Annotated in this window: 23 protein-coding genes and 1 pseudogene; 10 read left to right on the plus strand and 14 right to left on the minus strand. The window is 56.6% G+C overall.

Annotated elements, in window-relative coordinates; all coding sequences use genetic code 11:
* Nucleotides 1-62: 62 nt before the first annotated feature.
* Nucleotides 63-1,157, minus strand: a complete 1,095-nt coding sequence (locus FS804_RS23015; RefSeq protein WP_144579150.1) for a GSU2403 family nucleotidyltransferase fold protein — start codon at nucleotides 1,155-1,157, stop codon at nucleotides 63-65.
* Nucleotides 1,158-1,563: 406 nt separating this feature from the next.
* Nucleotides 1,564-2,817, minus strand: a complete 1,254-nt coding sequence (locus FS804_RS23020) for an MFS transporter (protein WP_144579125.1) — start codon at nucleotides 2,815-2,817, stop codon at nucleotides 1,564-1,566.
* Nucleotides 2,818-2,886: 69 nt separating this feature from the next.
* On the opposite strand from FS804_RS23020, the gene FS804_RS23025 reads away from it, so the two are divergent.
* Together FS804_RS23025 and FS804_RS23030 are read left to right on the plus strand one after the other, a co-directional pair.
* Entirely contained in the window at nucleotides 2,887-3,330 is a 444-nt protein-coding gene (locus tag FS804_RS23025; protein WP_144579126.1) for a helix-turn-helix domain-containing protein, read from the plus strand.
* A gap of 84 nt (nucleotides 3,331-3,414) precedes the next feature.
* Nucleotides 3,415-3,864, plus strand: coding sequence for a hypothetical protein (locus FS804_RS23030; protein ID WP_144579127.1), 450 nt, complete (start codon nucleotides 3,415-3,417; stop codon nucleotides 3,862-3,864).
* Between the two features lie 253 nt (nucleotides 3,865-4,117).
* Here the strand turns inward: FS804_RS23030 and FS804_RS23035 are convergent, their stop codons facing one another.
* Entirely contained in the window at nucleotides 4,118-4,621 is a 504-nt protein-coding gene (locus FS804_RS23035) for a GNAT family N-acetyltransferase (protein WP_144579128.1), read from the minus strand.
* Nucleotides 4,622-4,890: 269 nt separating this feature from the next.
* A complete protein-coding gene (locus tag FS804_RS23040; RefSeq protein ID WP_186376969.1) occupies nucleotides 4,891-5,808 on the minus strand; it encodes a LysR substrate-binding domain-containing protein in 918 nt (305 codons plus the stop codon).
* A 74-nt stretch (nucleotides 5,809-5,882) separates the two neighbouring features.
* On the opposite strand from FS804_RS23040, the gene FS804_RS23045 reads away from it, so the two are divergent.
* The 3 genes and pseudogenes from FS804_RS23045 to FS804_RS23055 all read left to right on the plus strand — a co-directional run.
* On the plus strand, nucleotides 5,883-6,365 hold the full coding sequence (locus FS804_RS23045) for a DMT family transporter (RefSeq protein ID WP_144579130.1): 483 nt from the start codon (nucleotides 5,883-5,885) through the stop codon (nucleotides 6,363-6,365).
* A 38-nt stretch (nucleotides 6,366-6,403) separates the two neighbouring features.
* On the plus strand, nucleotides 6,404-7,033 hold the full coding sequence (locus tag FS804_RS23050; RefSeq protein ID WP_144579131.1) for an FMN-dependent NADH-azoreductase: 630 nt from the start codon (nucleotides 6,404-6,406) through the stop codon (nucleotides 7,031-7,033).
* Nucleotides 7,034-7,666: 633 nt separating this feature from the next.
* Nucleotides 7,667-7,891, plus strand: a pseudogene (locus FS804_RS23055) (chloramphenicol O-acetyltransferase CatB); the annotation flags it as partial.
* 782 nt (nucleotides 7,892-8,673) lie between these two features.
* On the opposite strand, the gene FS804_RS23060 reads toward FS804_RS23055, so the two are convergent.
* The 3 genes from FS804_RS23060 to gstA are packed head-to-tail and all read right to left on the minus strand — an operon-like array spanning nucleotide 8,674 to nucleotide 9,900.
* On the minus strand, nucleotides 8,674-8,883 hold the full coding sequence (locus FS804_RS23060) for a 4-oxalocrotonate tautomerase family protein (protein ID WP_144579132.1): 210 nt from the start codon (nucleotides 8,881-8,883) through the stop codon (nucleotides 8,674-8,676).
* A gap of 19 nt (nucleotides 8,884-8,902) precedes the next feature.
* Nucleotides 8,903-9,274: a nuclear transport factor 2 family protein gene (locus tag FS804_RS23065; protein WP_144579133.1), complete on the minus strand. Its 372-nt coding sequence runs from the start codon at nucleotides 9,272-9,274 to the stop codon at nucleotides 8,903-8,905.
* Nucleotides 9,271-9,900 carry a glutathione transferase GstA gene (gene gstA / locus FS804_RS23070; RefSeq protein ID WP_144579134.1) on the minus strand — a complete coding sequence of 210 codons (630 nt, stop codon included), beginning with the start codon at nucleotides 9,898-9,900 and terminating at the stop codon, nucleotides 9,271-9,273. The genes FS804_RS23065 and gstA overlap by 4 nt, the downstream gene beginning before the upstream one ends.
* Nucleotides 9,901-10,014: 114 nt before the next feature.
* Between gstA and FS804_RS23075 the strand changes: the two genes are divergently transcribed.
* From FS804_RS23075 to FS804_RS23095, 5 genes are all read left to right on the plus strand, one after another.
* Nucleotides 10,015-10,407, plus strand: coding sequence for a helix-turn-helix domain-containing protein (locus FS804_RS23075; RefSeq protein WP_144579135.1), 393 nt, complete (start codon nucleotides 10,015-10,017; stop codon nucleotides 10,405-10,407).
* Between the two features lie 94 nt (nucleotides 10,408-10,501).
* Nucleotides 10,502-10,963 (plus strand): hypothetical protein, encoded by a 462-nt coding sequence (locus FS804_RS23080; RefSeq protein WP_144579136.1) that lies wholly within the window; start codon nucleotides 10,502-10,504, stop codon nucleotides 10,961-10,963.
* Nucleotides 10,964-11,049: 86 nt separating this feature from the next.
* A complete protein-coding gene (locus FS804_RS23085; protein WP_144579137.1) occupies nucleotides 11,050-12,255 on the plus strand; it encodes an aminotransferase class I/II-fold pyridoxal phosphate-dependent enzyme in 1,206 nt (401 codons plus the stop codon).
* A gap of 37 nt (nucleotides 12,256-12,292) precedes the next feature.
* A complete protein-coding gene (locus tag FS804_RS23090) occupies nucleotides 12,293-12,943 on the plus strand; it encodes an RraA family protein (protein WP_144579138.1) in 651 nt (216 codons plus the stop codon).
* Nucleotides 12,944-13,019: 76 nt separating this feature from the next.
* Nucleotides 13,020-13,922 (plus strand): LysR family transcriptional regulator, encoded by a 903-nt coding sequence (locus FS804_RS23095; RefSeq protein WP_144579139.1) that lies wholly within the window; start codon nucleotides 13,020-13,022, stop codon nucleotides 13,920-13,922.
* Here FS804_RS23095 and FS804_RS23100 read toward each other — a convergent pair whose 3' ends face one another.
* From FS804_RS23100 to FS804_RS23130, 7 genes are read right to left on the minus strand one after another with little or no spacing between them, the layout of a single operon-like run.
* A complete protein-coding gene (locus FS804_RS23100) occupies nucleotides 13,923-14,684 on the minus strand; it encodes a LamB/YcsF family protein (protein WP_144579140.1) in 762 nt (253 codons plus the stop codon).
* Nucleotides 14,681-15,115, minus strand: a complete 435-nt coding sequence (locus tag FS804_RS23105) for a biotin/lipoyl-containing protein (protein WP_144579141.1) — start codon at nucleotides 15,113-15,115, stop codon at nucleotides 14,681-14,683. The genes FS804_RS23100 and FS804_RS23105 overlap by 4 nt, the downstream gene beginning before the upstream one ends.
* A complete protein-coding gene (locus tag FS804_RS23110) occupies nucleotides 15,115-16,089 on the minus strand; it encodes a biotin-dependent carboxyltransferase family protein (protein WP_144579142.1) in 975 nt (324 codons plus the stop codon). Before FS804_RS23110 ends, FS804_RS23105 begins: the two co-directional genes overlap by 1 nt.
* Nucleotides 16,086-16,748: a 5-oxoprolinase subunit PxpB gene (pxpB, locus tag FS804_RS23115; protein WP_144579143.1), complete on the minus strand. Its 663-nt coding sequence runs from the start codon at nucleotides 16,746-16,748 to the stop codon at nucleotides 16,086-16,088. The genes FS804_RS23110 and pxpB overlap by 4 nt, the downstream gene beginning before the upstream one ends.
* The gene (accC, locus tag FS804_RS23120) at nucleotides 16,738-18,093 is read right to left on the minus strand and encodes an acetyl-CoA carboxylase biotin carboxylase subunit (RefSeq protein WP_144579144.1); all 1,356 of its coding nucleotides are present in this window, start codon (nucleotides 18,091-18,093) and stop codon (nucleotides 16,738-16,740) included. Before accC ends, pxpB begins: the two co-directional genes overlap by 11 nt.
* 28 nt (nucleotides 18,094-18,121) lie before the next feature.
* Nucleotides 18,122-18,565, minus strand: coding sequence for a biotin/lipoyl-containing protein (locus FS804_RS23125; protein ID WP_144579145.1), 444 nt, complete (start codon nucleotides 18,563-18,565; stop codon nucleotides 18,122-18,124).
* 57 nt (nucleotides 18,566-18,622) lie between these two features.
* A complete protein-coding gene (locus tag FS804_RS23130; protein WP_246665943.1) occupies nucleotides 18,623-19,927 on the minus strand; it encodes an MFS transporter in 1,305 nt (434 codons plus the stop codon).
* Nucleotides 19,928-20,467: the final 540 nt, after the last annotated feature.

Consider the following 20,467-nt stretch of genomic DNA (forward strand, 5'->3'; position numbering starts at 1 on the left):
ACCCTATTTGTCCGCGCCACTTCGAATGCAATCAGCAACCTGGCGTTCAATGGGAAGGCGGGCTATTCGCTAAACGGAAGTTCAATATTTTCGCGGTTTTTCTTTGCGCCGTCCATTAGGACCGTTTTGAACCGGTCCGCATCTGGCGCCGGCAGCATCCCCGCCCCGGTTCGAATAGCTTGTTGCCATGCCGCCCCGCGCTCCCATGCTTCGTTGTAGACGAGGGCCAAGTCGGCAGATCGCCTCGTCTGCTCCAGCGCTTCAAAAAGCAGCGCGGCTTGGCGAAGGTCCTTCTCACGCTTCGCTGGCCCCTGCCCGTCAGAGTGGCGGCGGCTGGCGACTATGAGCTTGTGGACCGCATATCTAGTTGGATCGGGGACAACGACTGGGATGCCGCTTCGGTGGAGAAGTATTGTTCTTACGGGTTCCCTGATAAGAAAATCGAGAAAGCGTAGTGGATCCGCGCTGGCGCCGCCGAGGGCGGGCATCTTCGCCGGCTGATCGATGTAGTCGTCCGAGCCGCGGTTCGATGTCAAGAATTCCACCCTGTAGCCGTCGGCATTTTGAAATGCGGACGAAGCCGCTGATCCCGATCTATGTGGAACGGGCCGGAAACTGGCGTCGACGTCCTGCAGCAATTCTACGATCGGAGGCAGACTATCTTCAACCTCTCGACTAATGGCATAATCCTGAGCGATGTCCGCATCGCCGGTTAGTATGGCGGCCATGGGAAGGCGCACGCCCAACAGCCCTGAATAGCATTGAAAGGCCACCGTGCCGATGAGAACGCCACGAAGTCGAAAGAGACCGCCATTGGCTAAAGCTTCAACGATATCGCCTGACATTGCGTCGGGGGATATCATCCCGCCTTCACGGGTCAGGGTGTTTACCAGGCGCCTGCGAGCGCGTAGATCGTCCTTGTCCCGCTTATGATCAGATACGCGCTGCGCTATATCCGGATCGTCAGCAGGTCCAACATAACGACGTTTCGTACCACCGTGTCCGTCCGGGATGTCGAAATACCAATACTTCCGTCCCTTGATGTTCGCCGGAGTGAATCGACCCTCCGGAGGGAAATCGGCCGTCCATGCAGCGTCGAGCGAGCGCTGACCTAGCTCGGCGAGCATAGTTTGATACATGAGATCAACTGACTTCATAAGCTCGATTCCGATGTTATACTGTTTTTCAAAAACAGTATAACGCTCGAGTGGAACCGTCACAATAGGGAACTCGATTCTGTCGCCTTGACATAGATATGAACCACTGACCCGTAGTGGGAACGACAGGACACTGGATGCTCGAGACCATTCATCTGATCAAAACCTGCTCCGTCACTTTCCGTAGCGAACCAGCCCGGCTTGAGATGACCTTGTGAATTGCTATCAGGTTAGGATGCTTGATTCCCTCTTCGGTAAACTTAGCAGCAAGGGCATCTGACTCGCCCGCCGGCGTTATCAAAGGGCAAGGTGTGCCGCTCAACCAACTATTTTTGGCCTGTTGATCTTCCCTGGCGTCAGGGCCATGGTCTGGGGCAATTGTCCACAATTACACGAGCTGTCCCCGTCAGGCCTCACCGCGCTCAACCTCTGCCCTATGCTTGTCCGGCCGGAAAACCGCGACGGCGAAGGTAGCCATGGTCAAGGCACCGGCAATGAGAAAGGTCAGGCGCATCCCGGATGCTATAGCCGACGCCGGCGCCTGGGTGACATCCGTTGTGCCGACACCAAGGGCGAAGAAAAGGCCCATGGCCGAAGCACCGCCAATCAGCCCGATATTACGCGACAAGCCCAAGAGCCCGGAGACGGTCCCGCGGCGGTCCTTGGCCACATCCGCTAGGGCTGCCGTATTGTTCGCCGCCTGGAACAGTTGATAACCCGGTGTAAGGACGAGAATCGACAGCACATAACCGGCGACCCCGATCACGCCCGGCACGATGGCCAGCATAAGCGCTCCAACACCCAGCAGGGCCAGGCCGATTGCCAGCATGCGGTGGCTGCCCCAGGCATCCACGAGCCGGCCGGATGGCACGCCGCTGACGATCGAAATCACCGGGCCGATCGCCATCACCGCGCCGACCTCAGAAACGGTCAATCCCAGCCCGAGGCCGAGATAGAAGGGTCCCACCACCAGCGTCGTCATCATGATGGCAGCGACCAGCAGATTCATAAGGAGATTGCCGGTCAGACTCCGGTCCATCACCGACCACAGGCTCGGCGCCTTGCTATCGGCTAAGTTCGCGTCACGCGGCAGAAACGAGACTGCCAGGATCAACGCCAAGGCTGCCAACGGCAGCTGCATCCAGAATATCGCCCGCCAGCCCGACAGCGGGATCAGCAGCCCGCCGAGAGAGGGGCCAAGGGCAGTGCCGATGGCCGAGACGGTGCCGAGCAGGCCCATGGCCCGCCCTGTCTGCATCTCGCCTGCAGTCTGGCGCATCAACGCCATGGCCAGCGTCATCAGAAATGCCGCGCCGGCGCCCTGAAACGCCCTTGCAACGATCAGCACCGACAAGGTCGGCGCGGCGGCGCACAGCCCGGTGGCCAACGCAAACAGCACCAGGCCCAGCACGAGCATCGCCTTGGCACCGAAGCGATCGGCAAGACGGCCGGCGACGACGACGCAGACCGTCAGGCTGGCGAGATAGGCCACCGTGACGGCCTGCACCTGCGGAAGCGGCGCGGCAAAGGCCTTGGCGAGATCCGGCAGGGCGATGTTGGCAATGCTAGTGCCGAGCGAGGCAAGGCCAGTGGCCAGCGAGAGGGCGATCGTGATGCCGGCTCGACCAGAAAGCGGTCGGAGTGAATCGATGGTGTCCAATGTCGTTTCCACTTGTCAAATGATCAACTGAGGGGCAAGCTGCCACTTCAAGCCAACTTGAGGTCAAGTATGAAATTCCTGGATATCGGTGAGGTCGCTGCGCGCACAGGGATCAAGCCGTCGGCCCTGCGCTATTACGAGGAGGCTGGCCTGATCGCCTCGGTATCGCGTCACGGCCTGCGCCGGCAGTTTCCGCCCGAGGTGCTGCTGCAGCTCAAGCTAATCGCCATGGCGAAATCGGCCGGCTTCTCACTACAAGAGATCGCCGGCATGTTCGGCCGCAACGGACTGCCGGATCTGCCCCGTGACCTGCTGCGTCGTAAGGCAGAGCACATTGATCAACAGGTCGCGGAGCTGACGGCGCTGCGCGAAACACTTCGTCATATCGCCGATTGTCCGGCCCCATCGCATATGGAATGCCCCACGTTTCGAAGACTGATCCATGGGGCCATCAAACGTGGAGGCCGGGCGAGCCGTCCCCTAAAAGAGTCGTTGAAAGCTGACGAAGTATAACCAGGACAGCCCGTCCCGCGACGCCCGAATGGAGCAATCTGCGCCCGACAAGCGTGCGCTTACGTCAGAGTCAATGCGGCATCAATGTCCGACACGATTTTACGCTACGTTCCGACCGAACCCTTCTGGCAGCCGACGCCGGAACAGGCGGGCAAGGCAGCGGATCTCCTCAGGGTCATGGCGCCAAAGGCTGAAACCATACAGGCCAATTTCGAGAATACTGTGCGCTTCTTTGATCCCGGCGAAAACTGGTCGGGGGTGCGATGCCCTACCTGCGATGCCGAGATCGAAGAATGGTGGGGGGACGCCATGGAAAAGGCCTATGAAACGGAGTTCAAAAACCTTTCCGCTCAGACGCCCTGGTGTGGCGCCAGCGTGTCTCTCAATACGTTGAAATATATCTGGCCTGCGGGCTTTGGCCGCTTTGCACTTGAGGCTCTCAGTCCCAACATGGATAACACGACTCGCGCGCAGGATGAGGAGCTTGCCAAAAGCATCGGTGCGCCGTTGGGAAAAATTTGGGTAAGAAATTAGTATCTTCTCACACTGGCTACAGCACTTGATGCAGCGCGGACCTTGTTTGCAGCGGACTTTGTAGCCCACAAAACCGCGGATATGTCGGATCATTATGAGCAGATTTTGGATTTCGGAAAGTCGCGGCAAAATTGCCTACCGGAGCACCGCATCGACCATACTCTCCGATCGTCCTGGGAGGGGACGGTTTAGCCCGGTGATTGCAACGGTACGTAGCAGAACGGACCTCATTACTTGCCGGTCACCGTGAACCTCACCAATCAGCTAGTAGTGCCCATCTTTCATGATCCCGCCACGCGCCAGATATTTTTAGATAGTGTGTCGAAAATCCCTCTTTCTTGAAGCCAATTCGCTTTACAAGAGCTAACGAAGCCGCGTTCTCAGGCTGAATGTTGGCCTCAAGCCTGTGAAGACCAAGATCATCGAATGCATGACGACAAGCGCTCCTGACTCCTTCAGTCATGAGGCCTTGGCGAGACCAATCTACCATGCCGTAGTAACTCAAGTACGCGCTTCTGAACACGCCCCAGACGATTTCACTGAGGTTGACGACTCCCACGATTGCGTCCGTATTCGCCTCCCTGATGATGAAGCCAAGATTGGGACCAGTAAGGGTTCTTCCGTACCAAGCATCAAAGCCTTCTTGGTCGATGAAAGGCTTAACCCAAGGTGAGTGATATTCAGCGCTTTTTCGATTTGCGTTGATAAGCGCGTCCGCGTCTGCCTTAACGGCTCTTGATAGTACAACTTTTGACATCCCCTCTGCTAACACCTTGCGGTCGCTTGGTCACCTCCTTGCCCGTGTCATGGCTTTGCTGGCGAGCGTTGGAGTATTTAGGAAGGCAGGCGCGAAGCGGCCTTACGGGTTAAGGATGCCAAAGGAGCGGTTCTAACGCGCGTCGCTCCCTTCCCTACCTCTGCTCTGCCAGTCTAGTGTTGCAAACTTATCTGTCGGGATTGGCCACGGGAATGTCACGTTAAAACGACGCTCGTTATTGGCGGGATTAAGGGGACCGCCTCGGGTCATTATTTCAGGGACGCCGCAACATCCGATATGACGTTGCGAAGCCACAGGTGAGCAGGATCGCTCGCGCGACGCTCATGCCAGACCTGCACAAACGGAAATGGCGCTATCGGAAACGGGGGCTCGAAGAAAACCAGAGAGGCATCGGTTTCATGGAGTGCGAGCGCATTGCGCGCGACCGTCAGAACGAGATCCGTTCCGTGGATCAGCCGCGGTGCGTTGCCCCAATGGGGTAGCGTGACGACGACGTGTCGCGTATAGCCTAAAGCGCGTATAGCCATGTCGATTTCGGTGTTCGTGCCGTCGTTCATCGCAACGAGAACGTGGGGCCTTGCAAGAAAGCCGTCCATATCAAGGCGGGCCTTGCCCGCCATCGAACTGCGGTCCGCCACGCAGGCGAAGTGCTCGATGGCGAGCTGCTCGGCTTGCAGCCGTTCGGGAAGATCAGGAAAGACGCCCAGGGCGAGATCGCACTCGCCGTCCAGCAGCAGCCGTAGCATGGCTTCCCGGCTCGACTGGGTCACCACAAGCTCGATCCCTGGCGCCTCGCGACGCAGCCTTCGCAAAAGACCGGGAAGTACAACGGAAGAGCCATAGTCCGACATTGCAAGGCGGAAAGCTCGTTTCTCACGCGTAGGGTCGAAGTCGTTCGGGCCGAGGACCTCCCTCATCTGTCGCAGGGCTTGCCCCAGAACCGGCGCGATCTCCATTGCCTTGGCACTTGGGACAAGCTGACCACCGCGGCGTACGAACAGGGGATCGTTGAACAGAAGACGCAGGCGCCCGAGCGCATGGCTGACTGCCGGCTGGCTCATATTGAGCCGTGTCGCTGTCCGCGACACATGCCGCTCGGCCAGAAGGGCATCAAGGACCACAAGAAGGTTGAGGTCGACGCCTCGGAGATTATTCACATCATGCATAGCGAAGATATTACATCGGAATTTCCATCAGCACATCAAATATTGCATGTGGTGGGCATCGGAGGTTATCCGCCATGCAAACCAATGCAATATTCCTTATCTTCGCTGCCGTCGTGACCGGTGCGGTCGTTCCCTTTCAGGCAGGAGCAAACGCGGCTCTCGGGCGCTCGCTTGGTCATCCGCTTTGGGGCACGCTCGTATCCCTGTGCGTCAGCCTGGCCTGCATTGTGCCCGTCATGCTTTTGACGAAGGTGCAGTTGCCTACCCTGTCGAACCTTGTCCACGCGCCGCGCTGGATATGGATCGGTGGCATTGTCGGCGTCGTCTACATCACTGGCGCGCTCATGCTTGCGCCAAAACTCGGTGCGGCCGGCTTCATCATGGCGGTCATCGCCGGGCAGATGCTCGCATCGATCATCATCGACCAATGGGGCCTCGTCGGCCTGCCGCAGCAACCCGTTTCATGGTCGCGCCTCACCGGTCTCGGCCTCATCTTTCTCGGGCTGATCGTAATGCAGTTGCAGACATTCTGGCTGAAGCCGCCTGCCGGTTCGTGATGTCAGAAGAGACAATGCTTTTCCAGAAAGGACAACTGATGAAACTGCTTCACATCGACTCCAGCATTCTCGGTGAGCAATCCGTTAGCCGCATGCTGAGCAAGACCGCTGTTGAGCGACTCAAAGGGCTCGAACCGTCGATGGAAATCATCTACCGCGATCTCGTCACCAACCCCCTACCGCATCTCATCGGTAAACATCTCGCTCGTGTTGCCGATGTCATTGATGATGTCACGCTTGGAGAACGGGCCCTCGAGGAGTTCATCGATGCCGATGTTATCGTGATTGGCGTTCCACTCTATAACCTATCCGTTTCAAGCCAGCTAAAGGCATGGATCGACCGGATCGTGGTCCCAGGTCGCACATTTCGCTATACATCCCATGGCCCCGAAGGCCTGGCGCATGACAAGCGCGTCATTCTCGCTATGGCCCGCGGTGGGCATTATCGACAGGGAAACGGCCTGGCTACGTACGAACACGCCGAGGCTTATCTTCGCTCGATATTTGCGTTCATTGGGGTAACCAGGCTTGATGTGATCGCCGCAGACGGGCTCGCTGTCGACGACACACAGAAAGAACTCAGCATCCGAGAAGCCCTCAAGTCGATATCGGCCCTTGAACCCCTCGTCGAGGTCCCAGCGATACGCATGAACCGACAGCGCAGTTGAAGGCAAATCAGCGATTTGAAACAAAAGAAGCGCTAAGGATATGGACGGCTTCTGCACCGGGGGTGAAATGCCGTAATGCCCTTCTTGGGAGCGGCAAGACCACCTCATCAAGCTTGGGCTCTTATGTCGCCATCGGCAAACGGTTGGGACACAAGCGCACCAGTTCCAGACTTTCAAACCCTATATTTGCTTTAGGAGAGCCGGAGAATGGACTTAAAGAATTTGACGTTTTCAATGACGCTGACGGCAGTCATCTCCGCTGTATCGACCCCGCTCTTTGCGAAAGACCTTCTGCCGATAGATCTCGGGACATACGTGCAAACACAGCGGGACTGCAGTGACCCGCAAAAATCCATGCCGTTCATATATGACGGAGACACAGTCAAAAGCAGCAAGACAGCTTGCTCTCTGAGGAACGTTACAAACACGGGTAACATTTATCGTTACGAGGAGAAATGCTCCTACTACCATCGTTCATGGAGCATCCTTCCGACAACTACCACGGAATTTAAGACCACCCTGGAAGTTTTGAATCGCAGAGAATTCCGGCTGAAGCGTCAACATGCAGACTCGGAGATCAATGATCACTACCGGTGGTGTGCACCACAATAGTCGGATCGTTTCTTTCGCATGATCGGTGATGGCGCGGTCATCGGCACCAGGGCGCTGGTGACAAAGGATGTTGAACCCTACGCCATCGTTGGAGGCAATCCGGCAAAAGAAATTCGAGAGTGGTTTGATGACACGGATATTGCGATGCTACTCAATGTGCGCTGTTGGGGCTGGACCGACGACAGGCTCAAAGCGATGAGCCTTTTGACGACCGGTGACGTCGCAACGATTGTCAGGCTTGCCTAAGGAAGACATTCATCCGGAACCAGGCGCTCAGTCTGAGTGCAAGCGTATTTATTGACAGCTGTACGAAGGCAAAATTGCAGATCGCTCCTCCGTCGACAATAGTTGCTTTGCACTCGCCGCGAGACACTCCGCTGAACAACTAGTGATCCTGTCTGGCAGGAGGGCAGGTTCGGGCTCATTTCACAATAGTACCACTGCGTTTTTGGCACTGTCATTGTGAAACCATCTGCGAACAAACATCTCTGAATTTGGGCTTGCTGGTTCGGAGTTTTGTCCTCTCGGGGAGGAACGCTCAGGCTGGAAATACTCGCTGATCCGCATTCAAGCAGCGCCTTGGACACCTCGGTGGAACTCGCTCCCGGTTTGGTCCATACCTGTCCCTCCGTAGGTGGGGGCTGAAACCAGTCAGGGTTCCCGCAACCTGAAAGAACCAAGGCGAGCGCAAGAAGAGTAGCAGAATTTTTCAGAAATTTTTGGCTTCTTTTTTCCATTAACTTTGCCACTTGGATCAATGAGGAGTTTTTTTTCCCGGTTAATCCGGCACTCCTTCTTCTCATTGAACAGCGTCGCCGACGGACGTCCGGGCGGCCCACCCGCAGACGCTTCTAGCACCCCGTGGTCGAAGATGGTCGCTTGGGCTCGGCCCGTCACTTCATGTTCGGTTCATCGACCACAGTATCTGCTCAACATTTCTGAGGCGCGTAAATACGTGCCTCAAAAATCAGGGATGACATGCCCCAATCCGCGACGAAACCTCGAAGCGAATCAGATCATGCCCACCGCTATGTTTCGCGGAGTATCTTACGATATTCTGCGACAGGAAGCCCTCCAACACCCCAGTCTTCCAGTTCCACCTCATCAATGACGACGAATGTGGTTGCCGGGTTTTTGTCGAGCACTTCGACCAGAAGATCGGTCACTCCTTTGATAAGCCTGGCTTTCTGTTCCGTCGTTGCGTCTTCACGTGTAATTTTGATGTTCACATATGGCATCGGTTCTGATCCCTTACTATCAACGTTCAATGATCTGGAAGACCTTGGAGATAATGCGCCACTCACCATCGCTGCGCACCAGCGTCAGAAAGTCGACGAAATCACGTTGGCCGATCGAGCAACGGACACGGGCGAAGGCGGTATTTTCCCCTGCCAGGTCGATGGCATCGATATGATCGCGACGCGTCTCATTGCGTGAAGCCGGTGACTGCCGGGCTGCGACCACCGGTACATATTCCTCCATCGTGCGATAGAGCAGCGGGGTTTCATCAGCAGTGGCATAGATCGCCCGGGGATGGAAAACGCGCTGCAAACGGTTGGTGTCGCAGAAATAGAGTGCATCAAAATAATCCTGCAGGGCAACGGTAATGTCATGGAAGGCAGACGTCACGCTACGACCTCCGCGGCCAGAAGTCCTTCTTGCCGCATGGCTTCTCGGACAGCCGGTCGGGCCGCTATCCGCACCACATAGGCCGCGACATGCGGCCACCGTTCAAGGCTGAACCCGATAAAACCGGACCAGTTCAGCACGACGAAGAGATAGGCATCGGCCACGGTGAAACGCTCGCCGAGAATAAAATCACGGCCATCAGCGAGGCCCCTCTCGACGTCGTCAACACGGCGGGCAAGTTTCCAGTCCACCTGCTTCTTCTCTTCACCTTCAAGCGGGTGTCCACGAAAGTAGGGGCCGAATGCCTTATGAAGTTCGGACGATGTAAAGCCAAGCCACTCCTGTTGTCGCGCCCGCTCCAGCGGCTCGCGTGCTGCCCCGAAACCAAAATCCGGATGGGTATCGGCAAGATACTGAAGGATAGCGGGGTTTTCTGTTAGGACGGACCCATCCGCCAGTTCAAGCGCAGGGACATACCCCTTGGGATTGATCGAACTATAATCCACGCCCGTTTCCGTCAGACCCCTGTCCGTATCGACCTTGACCGCGTCGAACGGAATACCAAGTTCAGTCAACACGATACGCGATGACATAGAGCAAGCGCCCGATTTGAAATAAAGTCTCATGCAAGTCTCCTGTTTGTGTGCAGCAGGAAGCTATGCACCGGAGTTTCTCTTGCCAACCTGGTTTCTTATGGTTACTTCACATTCGAGTTTCCTCGCAGTAACCAGGGTACGATCATGAGCCTCAAAGTTCGCAAGAACCGCAGCACGCCTCCGCCGGAACCCTGTGCATTGACCGAGTGCATGAGGATCATTGCCGGCGCATGGGCCCCAAACGTGATCTGGCACCTGCGTGCCGGGCCGCGGCGTTTCAGTGAGCTGCGGCTCGACATTCCGCCCGTTTCAGCGAAGGTTTTGTCTCAGCGCCTTCGAGAGCTTGAAAGCCGCAAGGTCGTGACCCGCACCATCCAGCCGACGACACCGCCCTCGGTGGAATACGCCCTCACGCCGCTTGGGCGGGAATTGGTGCCAGCGCTGGAAGCGATTGTCGAGATTGGTCACAAGCTCAAATCGACAAAGCGAAACTCTGAAGAGGGCAATGTTGCATCGAACTCCGAGGCGATGCTGTAAGTCTCTTTCCCTATGTCTCCCGAGCTGTCAACGCGCGATCCGAAATGGACACCTGGAAGCTCTATCCACTTGTTGATAGTCAGGCGTTGTAGCTATGACCGACGCAGCAGCACACATCTTAAGCCTGTACCTGCGCCACGCTGGCGCATGGACAAATGCTCATAACATGGAGCTACAGGAGCTCGCTTGGATCGAGCATTTTGCCGACATCCTGAGGCGAGGAGCGACGGTGCTAGACATTGGATGCGGATCAGGCGAGCCGAGTGCCCGATTTCTCTCACAGGCAGAGGTCATCTCCACCAACCGGCATCAATGCCAATGCCTCCTCGGTCCAGATGTCGGCGATGGTACCGCGCATCTGGCCGCGTGGAGCCTTTGCCCAGAACTCCTTGCACCGAATCTCCAGCCAGTTGTTCGGGGCATTCCTGATGTCGACCGCGAAGACGACTATGCACTAGGCAGCGATCTCGAGATAAATTCATCCTTGACGCCCCAGCTACGTTTAGACAACCATCAGCTCTCAGTATTCATCCTGCGCGACTCTCATTCCTTTTAGAAATGGAAATTGATTAGTATTAATCGCTTTTCTTGAACTTGCTTTCCGCCTAGCTTTTGCGAAATTAGAAAGTCAAGGCGAACAAAATGTCTCTTCAAATTTCAAATCGCGCACTCGCGTTGAAGCCGTCTGCAAGTATTGCGGCCAAGAAGATGGTCGCGGATCTGCAGGCGCAGGGACAAGAGATTTTCGATTTAACAATCGGCGAGCCGGACATTTCTACCCCCGCGCATATAGTTGAGGCGGCATACACGGCGATGAAAGCCGGCGACACACACTACACAGCATCTGCGGGTACGCCAACACTCCGCACTGCCGTTGCCGCTCAGATCAGCCGGGAAAAAGCGCTACCCGTCAAGCCCGAAAACATTGCAGTCGGGTGCGGTGCCAAACAGCTGATTTTCGAAGTTTTCTCCGCGACGCTGAACGAAGGTGATGAGGTAATAGTTCCGGCACCCTACTGGGTGTCCTATCCCGACCTGGCTACCCTGCATGGTGGAAAGCCCGTTGCTGTGGTTTGCGCAGAAGAGGCCGACTTCAAGCTGACGCCAGCGGCGCTGGAAGCGGCGATTACCGCAAAGACCCGCTGGCTCGTTCTTAACACTCCGAACAACCCGTCTGGTACGGTGTATTCTCGTGACGAACTCTTGGCTCTGGGCGAGGTGCTGCAGCGCCATCCCAATGTTTGGGTCATGACGGATGAGATTTATGAATATCTTTCTTACAACGATGAACGCGCCCTGAGCCTTATCGAAGTCGTGCCGTCACTGTTTGAGCGCGCGGTCATCATCAACGGCATGTCAAAGGCTTACGCTATGACGGGATGGCGCGTTGGCTACGCGGCCGGTCCAAAGTTCTTGATAGACGTGGTTGTCAAGATGTTGAGCCAGAGTACGACATGCGCAAGCTCGATCAGTCAGGCTGCCGCTGTTGCGGCGCTGGAAGGCGATCAGGCTTGCGTGCGTGAGGCAACTGCAATGTACCGTCGCCGTCGCGACCGTATGGTGGAAATCCTGTCAGAAGCGCCGAGCCTGTCGCCACGCGCGCCCTGGGGAGCCTTCTATCTCTTCATTTCCGTTGCCAGCTTGATTGGCAAGACCACGCCGACCGGCAAGGAATTGCGGACCGATCTCGACGTTTCACTCTACCTTCTGGAGGAGGCCAAGGTAGCCGTTCTCGACGGGTCAGCCTATGGGCTGTCGCCCTATCTTCGGCTTTCATTCGCGGCTTCCCTGGAAGTCGTCGAATCCGGGAGTCGAGCTATCGTAGAAGCGATCAACGCTCTTCAATGAGAAGCATCGCCTCGCACTCAATCCAGAGAGAATTTCAATGATCGGAAATCGGATACTTCCAAGCGCGCCCCAGGCAGATGCCGAACTCGTCTCAGCCTATGCCAGGTCCTCGACAGCAATTATAAGCGACAATCTCGCCCGTCTTCCTGGCGCGATTGGCGTTCGACCATTCCATAAGGTCAATCGCACGATGGCTGGTACAGCTCTGACAGTTCGTGTTGCTGCCGGAGACAATCTGCTGATCCATAAGGCACTTGATCTGGTTCGCCCGGGCGACGTCGTTGTCGTGGATGGTGATGGCGAGACAAACCGTGCTCTGATCGGTGAGATCATGGCAACGATTGCTCAAACTCGAGGTGCGGCCGGCATGGTGATAAACGGCGCGATCCGCGATGCCGGAGCTTTGGCGAAATCCGAGTTTCCGGTGTTTGCGCGCGCCGCCATCCATCGCGGACCTTACAAGAACGGCCCAGGCGAGATCAACGTGCCAGTGGCCATCGGCGGCTTCGTGATCGAGCCGGGAGATATCGTCGTCGGAGACGAGGACGGAATTGTTGCGTTTCCGGCAGCAATTGCTGCCGAACTACTAAACGCCGTGCATGCGCAGGAGGCGAAAGAGGAGGACATCCTGCGCAGCATTCGTCAGGGAACTTATACCGGCGCATATGGAACTCCAGCGACATCGTGATTTCGACGACTGCGGGAGTTTGCTAATCTGTAAAGAGATGTAGAATCTCTCAATCGGAAACTGGAAAACATCCGGCGTGATCACGTTCAAACAGCTTGAGGCAATTTCCTGGATCGCCGACCTTGGGAGCTTCGCAGCCGCTGCAGCGAAGCTGAACACAACGCAATCCGCCGTCTCGAAGAGGGTTCAGGAACTCGAACAACAATTTAGCGTAGAGATTTTCGACCGCAGCAAGCGTACTGCCAGATTGACCGAGAAGGGCGCGGAAGTTCTTGAATATGCCAAACGCCTACTGGAAGAGCGCGATCAATTCGTAGAGCGCGTGAGTTCCAGTCAGGTCCTCTTGAGGCGCTTCCGCATTGGCGTAACAGAACTCACGGCAATGACGTGGCTTCCCAGCCTTGTTGGCATGATCAAGAGCGAATATCCCCGCGTCAGCATCGAGCCAGAAGTTGAGCTCAGTGCCACGCTGTTTGATCGATTGATGGATGACACGATCGATGTGATTGTCATTCCTGACGTCTTCAACGACTCCCGCTGCGTCACTGTACCTCTCAAGTCGGTGGAGAACGCGTGGATGGCGGCGCCGAGCCTTTACGAAGGGGAAGCAGAGCTTTCCGTGACCGAGCTGGTCAATTTTACCATGCTTGTCCAGGGCAATAGATCAGGTACAGGGCTTGTGTATGGCCGGTGGCTGTCGAGCCATGAAGTCGCGCCTTCGAAGACAATTCATTGTGAAAGTCTCGTCGCACAAATTGGCTTTACCGTTTCCGGCCTCGGGGTTAGTTACCTCCCGGTACCAGTCACCGCGAAGCTTACGAGAGACGGTCGCCTGCGGCGCCTGCCGATGAAGACCCGGCTGCCGCACGTACGCTATGCGGTGCTGTATCGAGCCGACCGGAGATCGGACTTCAAAAAATCGGTTGCCGGCTTTGCTGAGCAATGCTGCAATTTCGAAACCTTCTTCCTGCCCTCATAGTCACATCCGGGACAGGGAGACGATCTCCGCACCCGCTTCCAGAACGGCTGAACGTATGGTTTCGCCAAGCTGAACGGCGCCCGGCGTATCACTGTGGACGAGGATAGAACTGGCCGACATCTTGATTTCCTGTCCGCCCACGGTCGCCACTGTCCCATCCTGCAACAGTTGGATGATGCGCTCGCGGATTTTTGCCGGGTCTTTTACGATCGAATTCTGCTTAGAGCGAGAAACCAGCAAACCCCTTTCGTCGTAGGCCCGGTCGGCGAGAAAAGAAGTCACAACGTTCAATCCGTGTTTGCGAGCTGCCTTTTCCGCTTCCGTATTCGGCAAGGCCACGAAAATGAGGTCGCGATTGAAGGCCCGGACGGCTTTGAGCAAAGCATCGGCGACATCGGCATCCACGAAGGATAGATTGCCAAGCGCGCCGTGGAAGTTGGCGTGGGTCAGACGATGCCCGGCGGCATCCGCGATAGCTGTTAACGCGCCAAGCTGATAGAGCGTTATCAATTCGAGCTCGCGCGGTGAGAACGCCATGTGTCGGCGGCCGAAGCCCTGCCGATCGGGATAACCAACGTGTGCGCCGACATCGACGTTGTTCTTTAGCGCCAACTGCACGGTGCGATCCATGACTACCGGATCGCCGGCGTGATAGCCACAAGCCACGTTGGCGGAGGAAACCAGAGACAGAATGCTCTCGTCGTCGGCAGCGCTGTAGATGCCGAAACCTTCACCGAGGTCGGAATTGATATCGATCTTCATCGCACACTACCTTGTTGTGGAGTGATCTGAAAAACCACGTCGCCGTAACTGACCAGTGCCTTCTCGCGGTATCCGCAGCTTTTTAGAGTTCCGCGTTGTGGAGCGCGAATGGCCTTCATAACCGGTCCGAGCCGGACAAACCCAAGAATCTGCCCCTCATTCACCACCATTCCGTCGCTGATCAACAGGTTTTCCGGTTGATGAAACTCGCCGAAACTCGGCGCTCGGACTGCTTCCGGGCGAGGCTGTTCGGTTTGAGCCCCCTTTGTCGAAGCGCCTCGGAATTTGCGGCTGGCCGGCTTGAGCTTGAGCGATATCCTCGCCTCACCATCGCACCACTCCAGCTCGGAGACGCCATGTTCTGACGCATAGCGAGCAAGTGAGACAAGCTCGGCGTTATCGAGCAGTTTCAATTCCTTGCCGTTTGCCATTACAAAGCCCTCCTGCTCTCGCCGATTTGCGAAAACACCGCCGCCATGCACGCATTCTGGTCGCCAAGTTCCCCGATTGCCTCTTGGCGGGAGACCTCGACAAAGCGCAGCTTGCCGCCCAGCCTTGCCTGACCCAAGCGCCAGAGATCAGCCGCAATGACAACGCCGATCTTTGGGTATCCGCCGCAGGTATTGGCATCACTGAGCTGGATGACGGGTTGGCCCGACGGTGGCACCTGGATCGTACCAGGCATGATGCCGTGTGAGCGCAGTTCCAGCTTGGCTTTCAGGTCCAGGACCGGTCCAGCCAGACGATAGCCGATACGGTTGCTATCCGGTTGGATGGTCCAGGCCTCGTCTCGAAACAAATCGAGCGCCGTGTCCTCGAAGGACGAGTATTCGGCCGCAGCGAGAAAGCGCACGGAAACTTCGTCAGGATAGCCGGCCTCGTAGAAGGAAGAGAGCGCGCGCGGATCGAGACCGAAATCGGAAGCCATCGGCAAGGTAGCCGGCGTCGTGAGCGGTAGCCGGTCTCCAGCTTGAAGGGCACGTCCGCCAAGACCACCGAAGCCCCCCTTCATGTCAGTGCTGCGGGAGCCGAGAACCGGCTCGACGGCGAGTCCGCCGGCGATCGCGAGATAGGTTCGCATGCCATGCCGTGGAGCGGTTGCCTTGAGGACCTGCCCCGCCTTGGCGTGAGCAGACCAGAAGGGTGGAATTTCGACAGTGTCCAGCTTTACGGCACAATCGGCACCAGCCAAAGCGAAGACGGTATCCCGCTCGAAGCGGATTTCGAACGAGCCGATCGTGAATTCGATCACAGCCGCTCCGTCGTCATTGTCGACCAGCCGATTGGCGATGATAAGCGCTAGCGGATCCATGGCGCCACAAAAGCCGACGCCGATATCATAATAGCCATGGCGACCAAGATCCTGGACCGTCGCCAGCGGGCCGGGTGTGACGATCTCGATCATGGTTCCATACTCTCAATGCGAAAGCGAATGACGTCACCCGGTGCCAGCAGCGCAGGCGGTGCGGCCGCGGGATCGAAAAATCTCAGATCCGTCTTGCCGATGATGTGCCAGCCGGAAGGCGAGGTCTTGGAAATGACCCCTGCCTGCGCGCCACCGATCACGATGGACCCTGCTTCTACCCGCGTCCGCGGCACTTCGCGGCGCGGCACGGCAAGCGACGGATCGAGCCCTCCCAGATAGCCGAAACCGGGCTGACTGCCGAGGTTGAACACAATGTAGCGGCCTTCACTGTGTCGGCGGACATAATCCTCCGGGGAAAGTCCGGTTATCTTGGCGACATGGACAAGATCAATCCCATGTTGTCCGCCGTAACGCACCGGCACCTCGATCTCCTGACCGGCGACACTATGCTCATCAAGCCCGTTCCAGCAGGTCTCGATATCCTTTAACGCCTCAGCGCCACCGATAGCGGCTGCATCGATCATGACGAGCAGGTTGTTCATGCCGGGCACGACTTCCCGCACAAAGGCGCGGCCCTTCAGTTGCTCGGCAAGCGCCCAGAACCGTTCCTGCAGTTTGAGATCGATCGCTGCATGTCCAGTGTCGCAGAGAATGGCCTGCTCGCCCATCCAGCTCAGCTTGAGGGGCTCAATCGTCATGGTGGCGCGTCTCCAGCCAATGTTCGAGGTGATGGATACCGACATTGCCGGCGACGAAATCCGGGTTGGCCATGATATCACGATGCAGCGGGAGGTTGGACGTAATGCCGTCAAGAACGGCCTCCCCCAGTGCTGCCTTCATGCGCGCAATCGCCTCCTTACGACTTTCACCATAGGCAATGATCTTTCCGATCATGCTGTCGTAATGAGGTGGAACGACGTAACCGCTTTCCACATGGGTGTCCACACGGATGCCGGGACCGCCTGGCGCGTGCCAACGCTGGATACGGCCGGGACTGGGGCGGAAAGTGTAAGGATCTTCGGCATTGATCCTGCATTCGATCGCATGTCCCTGCCGAACGATGTCCTTTTGCTCGAAGCCGAGGCGCTCGCCGCCGGCGATACGAATTTGCCAGGCGACGATATCGATGCCCGTGACGGCTTCCGTTACCGGATGCTCGACCTGAACGCGAGTGTTCATCTCAATGAAGTAGAAAGCGCCGTTTTCGTAAAGAAACTCAAAGGTCCCTGCCCCGGAGTAACCGATGCTACGGCAGGCCGCTGCGCAGCGCTCGCCGACTTCGGCAATCAAATCGCGTGAAATGCCGGGAGCGGGAGCTTCTTCTACGACCTTCTGGTGACGGCGCTGCAATGAACAATCGCGCTCACCAAGCCAGACAGCATTGCCGTGATTATCCGCCAGTACCTGAATTTCCACGTGGCGCGGGGCTTGGAGAAATTTTTCCATGTAGACGGCGGGATTACCGAATGCGCGTCCCGCTTCTTCTCGTGTGGTGACGATGGCTTCAGCGAGCTCGTTGGCGGACCGGACGATCCTCATACCGCGTCCACCACCGCCGCCAGCTGCCTTGATTATGACCGGATAACCGATCTCATCTGCCATATAAGCACAACGGATCATATCATCCGGTAGTGCTTCGTCGCCGCCGGGGACGCAAGGAACGCCCGCGGCCTTCATCGTCTGCTTGGCCGCGATCTTATCACCCATGGTTTCGATTGACGCGGCCTTAGGGCCGATGAAAGCGAGACCAGCCCCCTCCACGGCTTTCGAAAAAGCCGCGCTCTCTGAAAGAAACCCGTACCCGGGATGGACAGCATCTGCGCGCATGAGTTCAGCGGCCTGTAGTATTTTCGCGATGTTGAGATAGCTATCCCTTGCTTGCGCCGGGCCGATGCAAAGGCTCGAACTTGCGCTCTGCACATAAGGCGCATCGCGATCTGCATCGGAAAAAATCTGGACGGACTCGATGCCCAGAACCCGGCACGCGCGTTGAATACGAACGGCGATCTCACCCCGGTTCGCGATAAGAACCCTCTTCAGCATTAGCCTTATTCCCTAGCCGGCAGAGCCGTCACGATCCGATTTCGAACGATGCGGCACCAGCTTCAACTGATACGCCGTCTTCCACAAGAACAGCAGTAACTACGCCATCTTCAGCCGCCTTCACGGGCGTCAACATCTTCATTGCCTCGATTAGCGCCAATGTCTGACCTTTAGTAACCTGATTACCTACTTCCACAAAAGGCGGTTCCCCGGGACTTGCGGAGCGATAGAATATGCCGGGCAACGGCGCTTCCACCAGATTACTTTTGCCGCGACCTAGGACGTTCGGGGCAGCAGTTTCTTCTTTTTGAGCGGCCGCGGTCGTGCAACTCGTGTCCGGCGCGTCTCCATTTGAATAGGAAGCCGATGCCTTCACAATTCTTAGGCGGACGCTTTCCTCGCTGTATTCCAATTCTGAAACGGAGGCTTCGTCCATCGCCTTTATTAGGCCTCTGATCTGCTCGACGTTCATTTCAACACCTGTCAAACAGGCGCCATGTGTGTCACGGCGCCTTTATTTGAATCCCTTTTAGATGGCTTTCCGTGGGACAACAGGCTCCGCGGACGAACCATCCAGCGTATCAGCATCGATCTCCTCAAGGCTCTTGCGGTTGGTTTCCACGGCAAGCGTTGCGATCATCAAGGCCTGCACGACAAGAAGCGCTGCAACCGTGCCTACCACCGCCACGAGACCACCAGCCTGAACGAGATAGACCGACACAAACGGAATGCCGATCGAAGTTAGGCGGCCCGCTGTGACCGCCCAGCTCGTGAGACGCATGCGAACCTCTGTTGGAAACAGCTCGGGCAGATACCCGGCCTGAACGACAGAGACCAGAAAATAAACCAAACCGAACATCAGAAAACCAAGCGCGGTGGCGATTTCCTGCGATTGTACCAGGGCGAAGCAAGGACCGATGACGGCGCCAAGAAGCGAAGCTCCGATGATCGCAGGCTTCCGGCCAATACGGTCAGTCAAGAAATAGGCGGCAAGCGCACCTGCCGGGCCGCCAAAGGTCATCAGAACGGACTGACCGAGCGACTTGTTAATCGGAATGCCTTGTTGCGCGAGGAAGGTCGGCAGGAGGGCGATGAAGCCATAGATAGCTGCGCTTTGAACGATCTGAGTCACGGCGCCGATCGCAAGCGGCTTGTGGAAACGGGCAGCGAGAGGATTGTTTCTGCCCAGCGACGCAGATTGCTGAGAAGGAGCGATAGGAGCAAGTTCTCCGACATTTGTTTCGGATTCGATCTTGGTGACGATCGCATCGGCTTCAGCCTGTTTGCCGTTTCGCTCCAGCCAACGTGGAGACTCGGGAATATTCTTGCGGGCGATGAAGACGATGAGACCACCAATGCCGGCAATAATGAACATCGCACGCCAACCCAGCGATGGAATGACGATCCAGCTGGTCAATGTTGCAGCAAAGAGGCCGAATTGAGCAATGCAGGAGAGCAACGCCGCCCAGCGACCGCGATGGCTCGGCGGTACGAATTCGCTCAACAGTCCGTAACCGATTACAAGCTCCGCCCCTAAGCCGATACCGGTTACAAAGCGGGCAACGATAAGCCATTCCATCGTTGGCATAAACGCGCAGGCAATCGACGAAAGGCCAAAGACCAGAAGATTGAACTGGTAGGTAAACTTGCGACCGTAACGGTCGCCGAGGATACCGGCCATGATAGAACCCAATAGCATGCCAAATGCGGTCGCCGAAAGAAATGCGGCATTCTTATCGACCGTCGACCACCCATCCTGAACTAGGGCACCGAGTACGGAGTTCGCGAGATAGATATCGAAGGCATCGAAGAAGAGACCCGCCCCGACGAGCATAAGAATTCTTTTATGGAAGGGCAGAATTGGTAGTCTATCCAGACGCTGTGAGACTGTGGCGGTTTGCATCGACTTGTTCCCCAGTTAATAATTGGGGAAAGAATGACAAAACCCAATCGCAAGAAAAAGCGATATTAACGCATCACGATTTATCGCTTTTAGGAATACTCCTGCTCCCTTTCATCAATCTCCGGTCTATTCTGTAAATCGATTGGAATCAGCGACAGACGTGATTTCGGTGCGGCTTCCTCATTGAGATCGGCTCCGATCGTCAGCGCCGCGCATTATGGACAGTATCAGGGAAAGTTACCCTGACCGAGAAAGAGGATTAGTGTCTCCTGCGCGCCACTGCCGAAAGCGTGAACTTTTGAATCTGTCAGGCGGACTTGGTTTGATGAGTCCATCCTAGCGTTTTTGCTCTTGAGCCAATTCGAACGACAGACCGGTAGTTTTACCAAAGGCTGCTTAATGAAAATTCCGGCTCTTCACTTTCAGTGTATCGATATGAAGATCGGGCACGAACATGTCGCGCGGAACGAC

The sequence above is a fragment of the Agrobacterium sp. DE0009 genome, assembly GCF_007680755.1.
Lineage (GTDB): Bacteria > Pseudomonadota > Alphaproteobacteria > Rhizobiales > Rhizobiaceae > Agrobacterium > Agrobacterium tumefaciens_B.

What these genes read in the sequence shown, in the direction of transcription:
- FS804_RS23110 (WP_144579142.1), bottom strand. Translation starts at nt 16,089, where the DNA reads ATGATCGAGATCGTCACACCCGGCCCGCTGGCGACGGTCCAGGATCTT.
- FS804_RS23130 (WP_246665943.1), bottom strand. Translation starts at nt 19,927, where the DNA reads ATGCTCGTCGGGGCGGGTCTCTTCTTCGATGCCTTCGATATCTATCTC.
- accC (WP_144579144.1), bottom strand. Translation starts at nt 18,093, where the DNA reads ATGCTGAAGAGGGTTCTTATCGCGAACCGGGGTGAGATCGCCGTTCGT.
- gstA (WP_144579134.1), bottom strand. Translation starts at nt 9,900, where the DNA reads ATGAGACTTTATTTCAAATCGGGCGCTTGCTCTATGTCATCGCGTATC.
- FS804_RS23080 (WP_144579136.1), top strand. Translation starts at nt 10,502, where the DNA reads ATGACCGACGCAGCAGCACACATCTTAAGCCTGTACCTGCGCCACGCT.
- FS804_RS23035 (WP_144579128.1), bottom strand. Translation starts at nt 4,621, where the DNA reads ATGTCAAAAGTTGTACTATCAAGAGCCGTTAAGGCAGACGCGGACGCG.
- FS804_RS23040 (WP_186376969.1), bottom strand. Translation starts at nt 5,808, where the DNA reads ATGCATGATGTGAATAATCTCCGAGGCGTCGACCTCAACCTTCTTGTG.
- FS804_RS23085 (WP_144579137.1), top strand. Translation starts at nt 11,050, where the DNA reads ATGTCTCTTCAAATTTCAAATCGCGCACTCGCGTTGAAGCCGTCTGCA.
- FS804_RS23030 (WP_144579127.1), top strand. Translation starts at nt 3,415, where the DNA reads ATGTCCGACACGATTTTACGCTACGTTCCGACCGAACCCTTCTGGCAG.
- FS804_RS23105 (WP_144579141.1), bottom strand. Translation starts at nt 15,115, where the DNA reads ATGGCAAACGGCAAGGAATTGAAACTGCTCGATAACGCCGAGCTTGTC.
- FS804_RS23075 (WP_144579135.1), top strand. Translation starts at nt 10,015, where the DNA reads ATGAGCCTCAAAGTTCGCAAGAACCGCAGCACGCCTCCGCCGGAACCC.
- pxpB (WP_144579143.1), bottom strand. Translation starts at nt 16,748, where the DNA reads ATGACGATTGAGCCCCTCAAGCTGAGCTGGATGGGCGAGCAGGCCATT.
- FS804_RS23060 (WP_144579132.1), bottom strand. Translation starts at nt 8,883, where the DNA reads ATGCCATATGTGAACATCAAAATTACACGTGAAGACGCAACGACGGAA.
- FS804_RS23090 (WP_144579138.1), top strand. Translation starts at nt 12,293, where the DNA reads ATGATCGGAAATCGGATACTTCCAAGCGCGCCCCAGGCAGATGCCGAA.
- FS804_RS23025 (WP_144579126.1), top strand. Translation starts at nt 2,887, where the DNA reads ATGAAATTCCTGGATATCGGTGAGGTCGCTGCGCGCACAGGGATCAAG.
- FS804_RS23100 (WP_144579140.1), bottom strand. Translation starts at nt 14,684, where the DNA reads ATGAAGATCGATATCAATTCCGACCTCGGTGAAGGTTTCGGCATCTAC.
- FS804_RS23050 (WP_144579131.1), top strand. Translation starts at nt 6,404, where the DNA reads ATGAAACTGCTTCACATCGACTCCAGCATTCTCGGTGAGCAATCCGTT.
- FS804_RS23015 (WP_144579150.1), bottom strand. Translation starts at nt 1,157, where the DNA reads ATGAAGTCAGTTGATCTCATGTATCAAACTATGCTCGCCGAGCTAGGT.
- FS804_RS23125 (WP_144579145.1), bottom strand. Translation starts at nt 18,565, where the DNA reads ATGAACGTCGAGCAGATCAGAGGCCTAATAAAGGCGATGGACGAAGCC.
- FS804_RS23045 (WP_144579130.1), top strand. Translation starts at nt 5,883, where the DNA reads ATGCAAACCAATGCAATATTCCTTATCTTCGCTGCCGTCGTGACCGGT.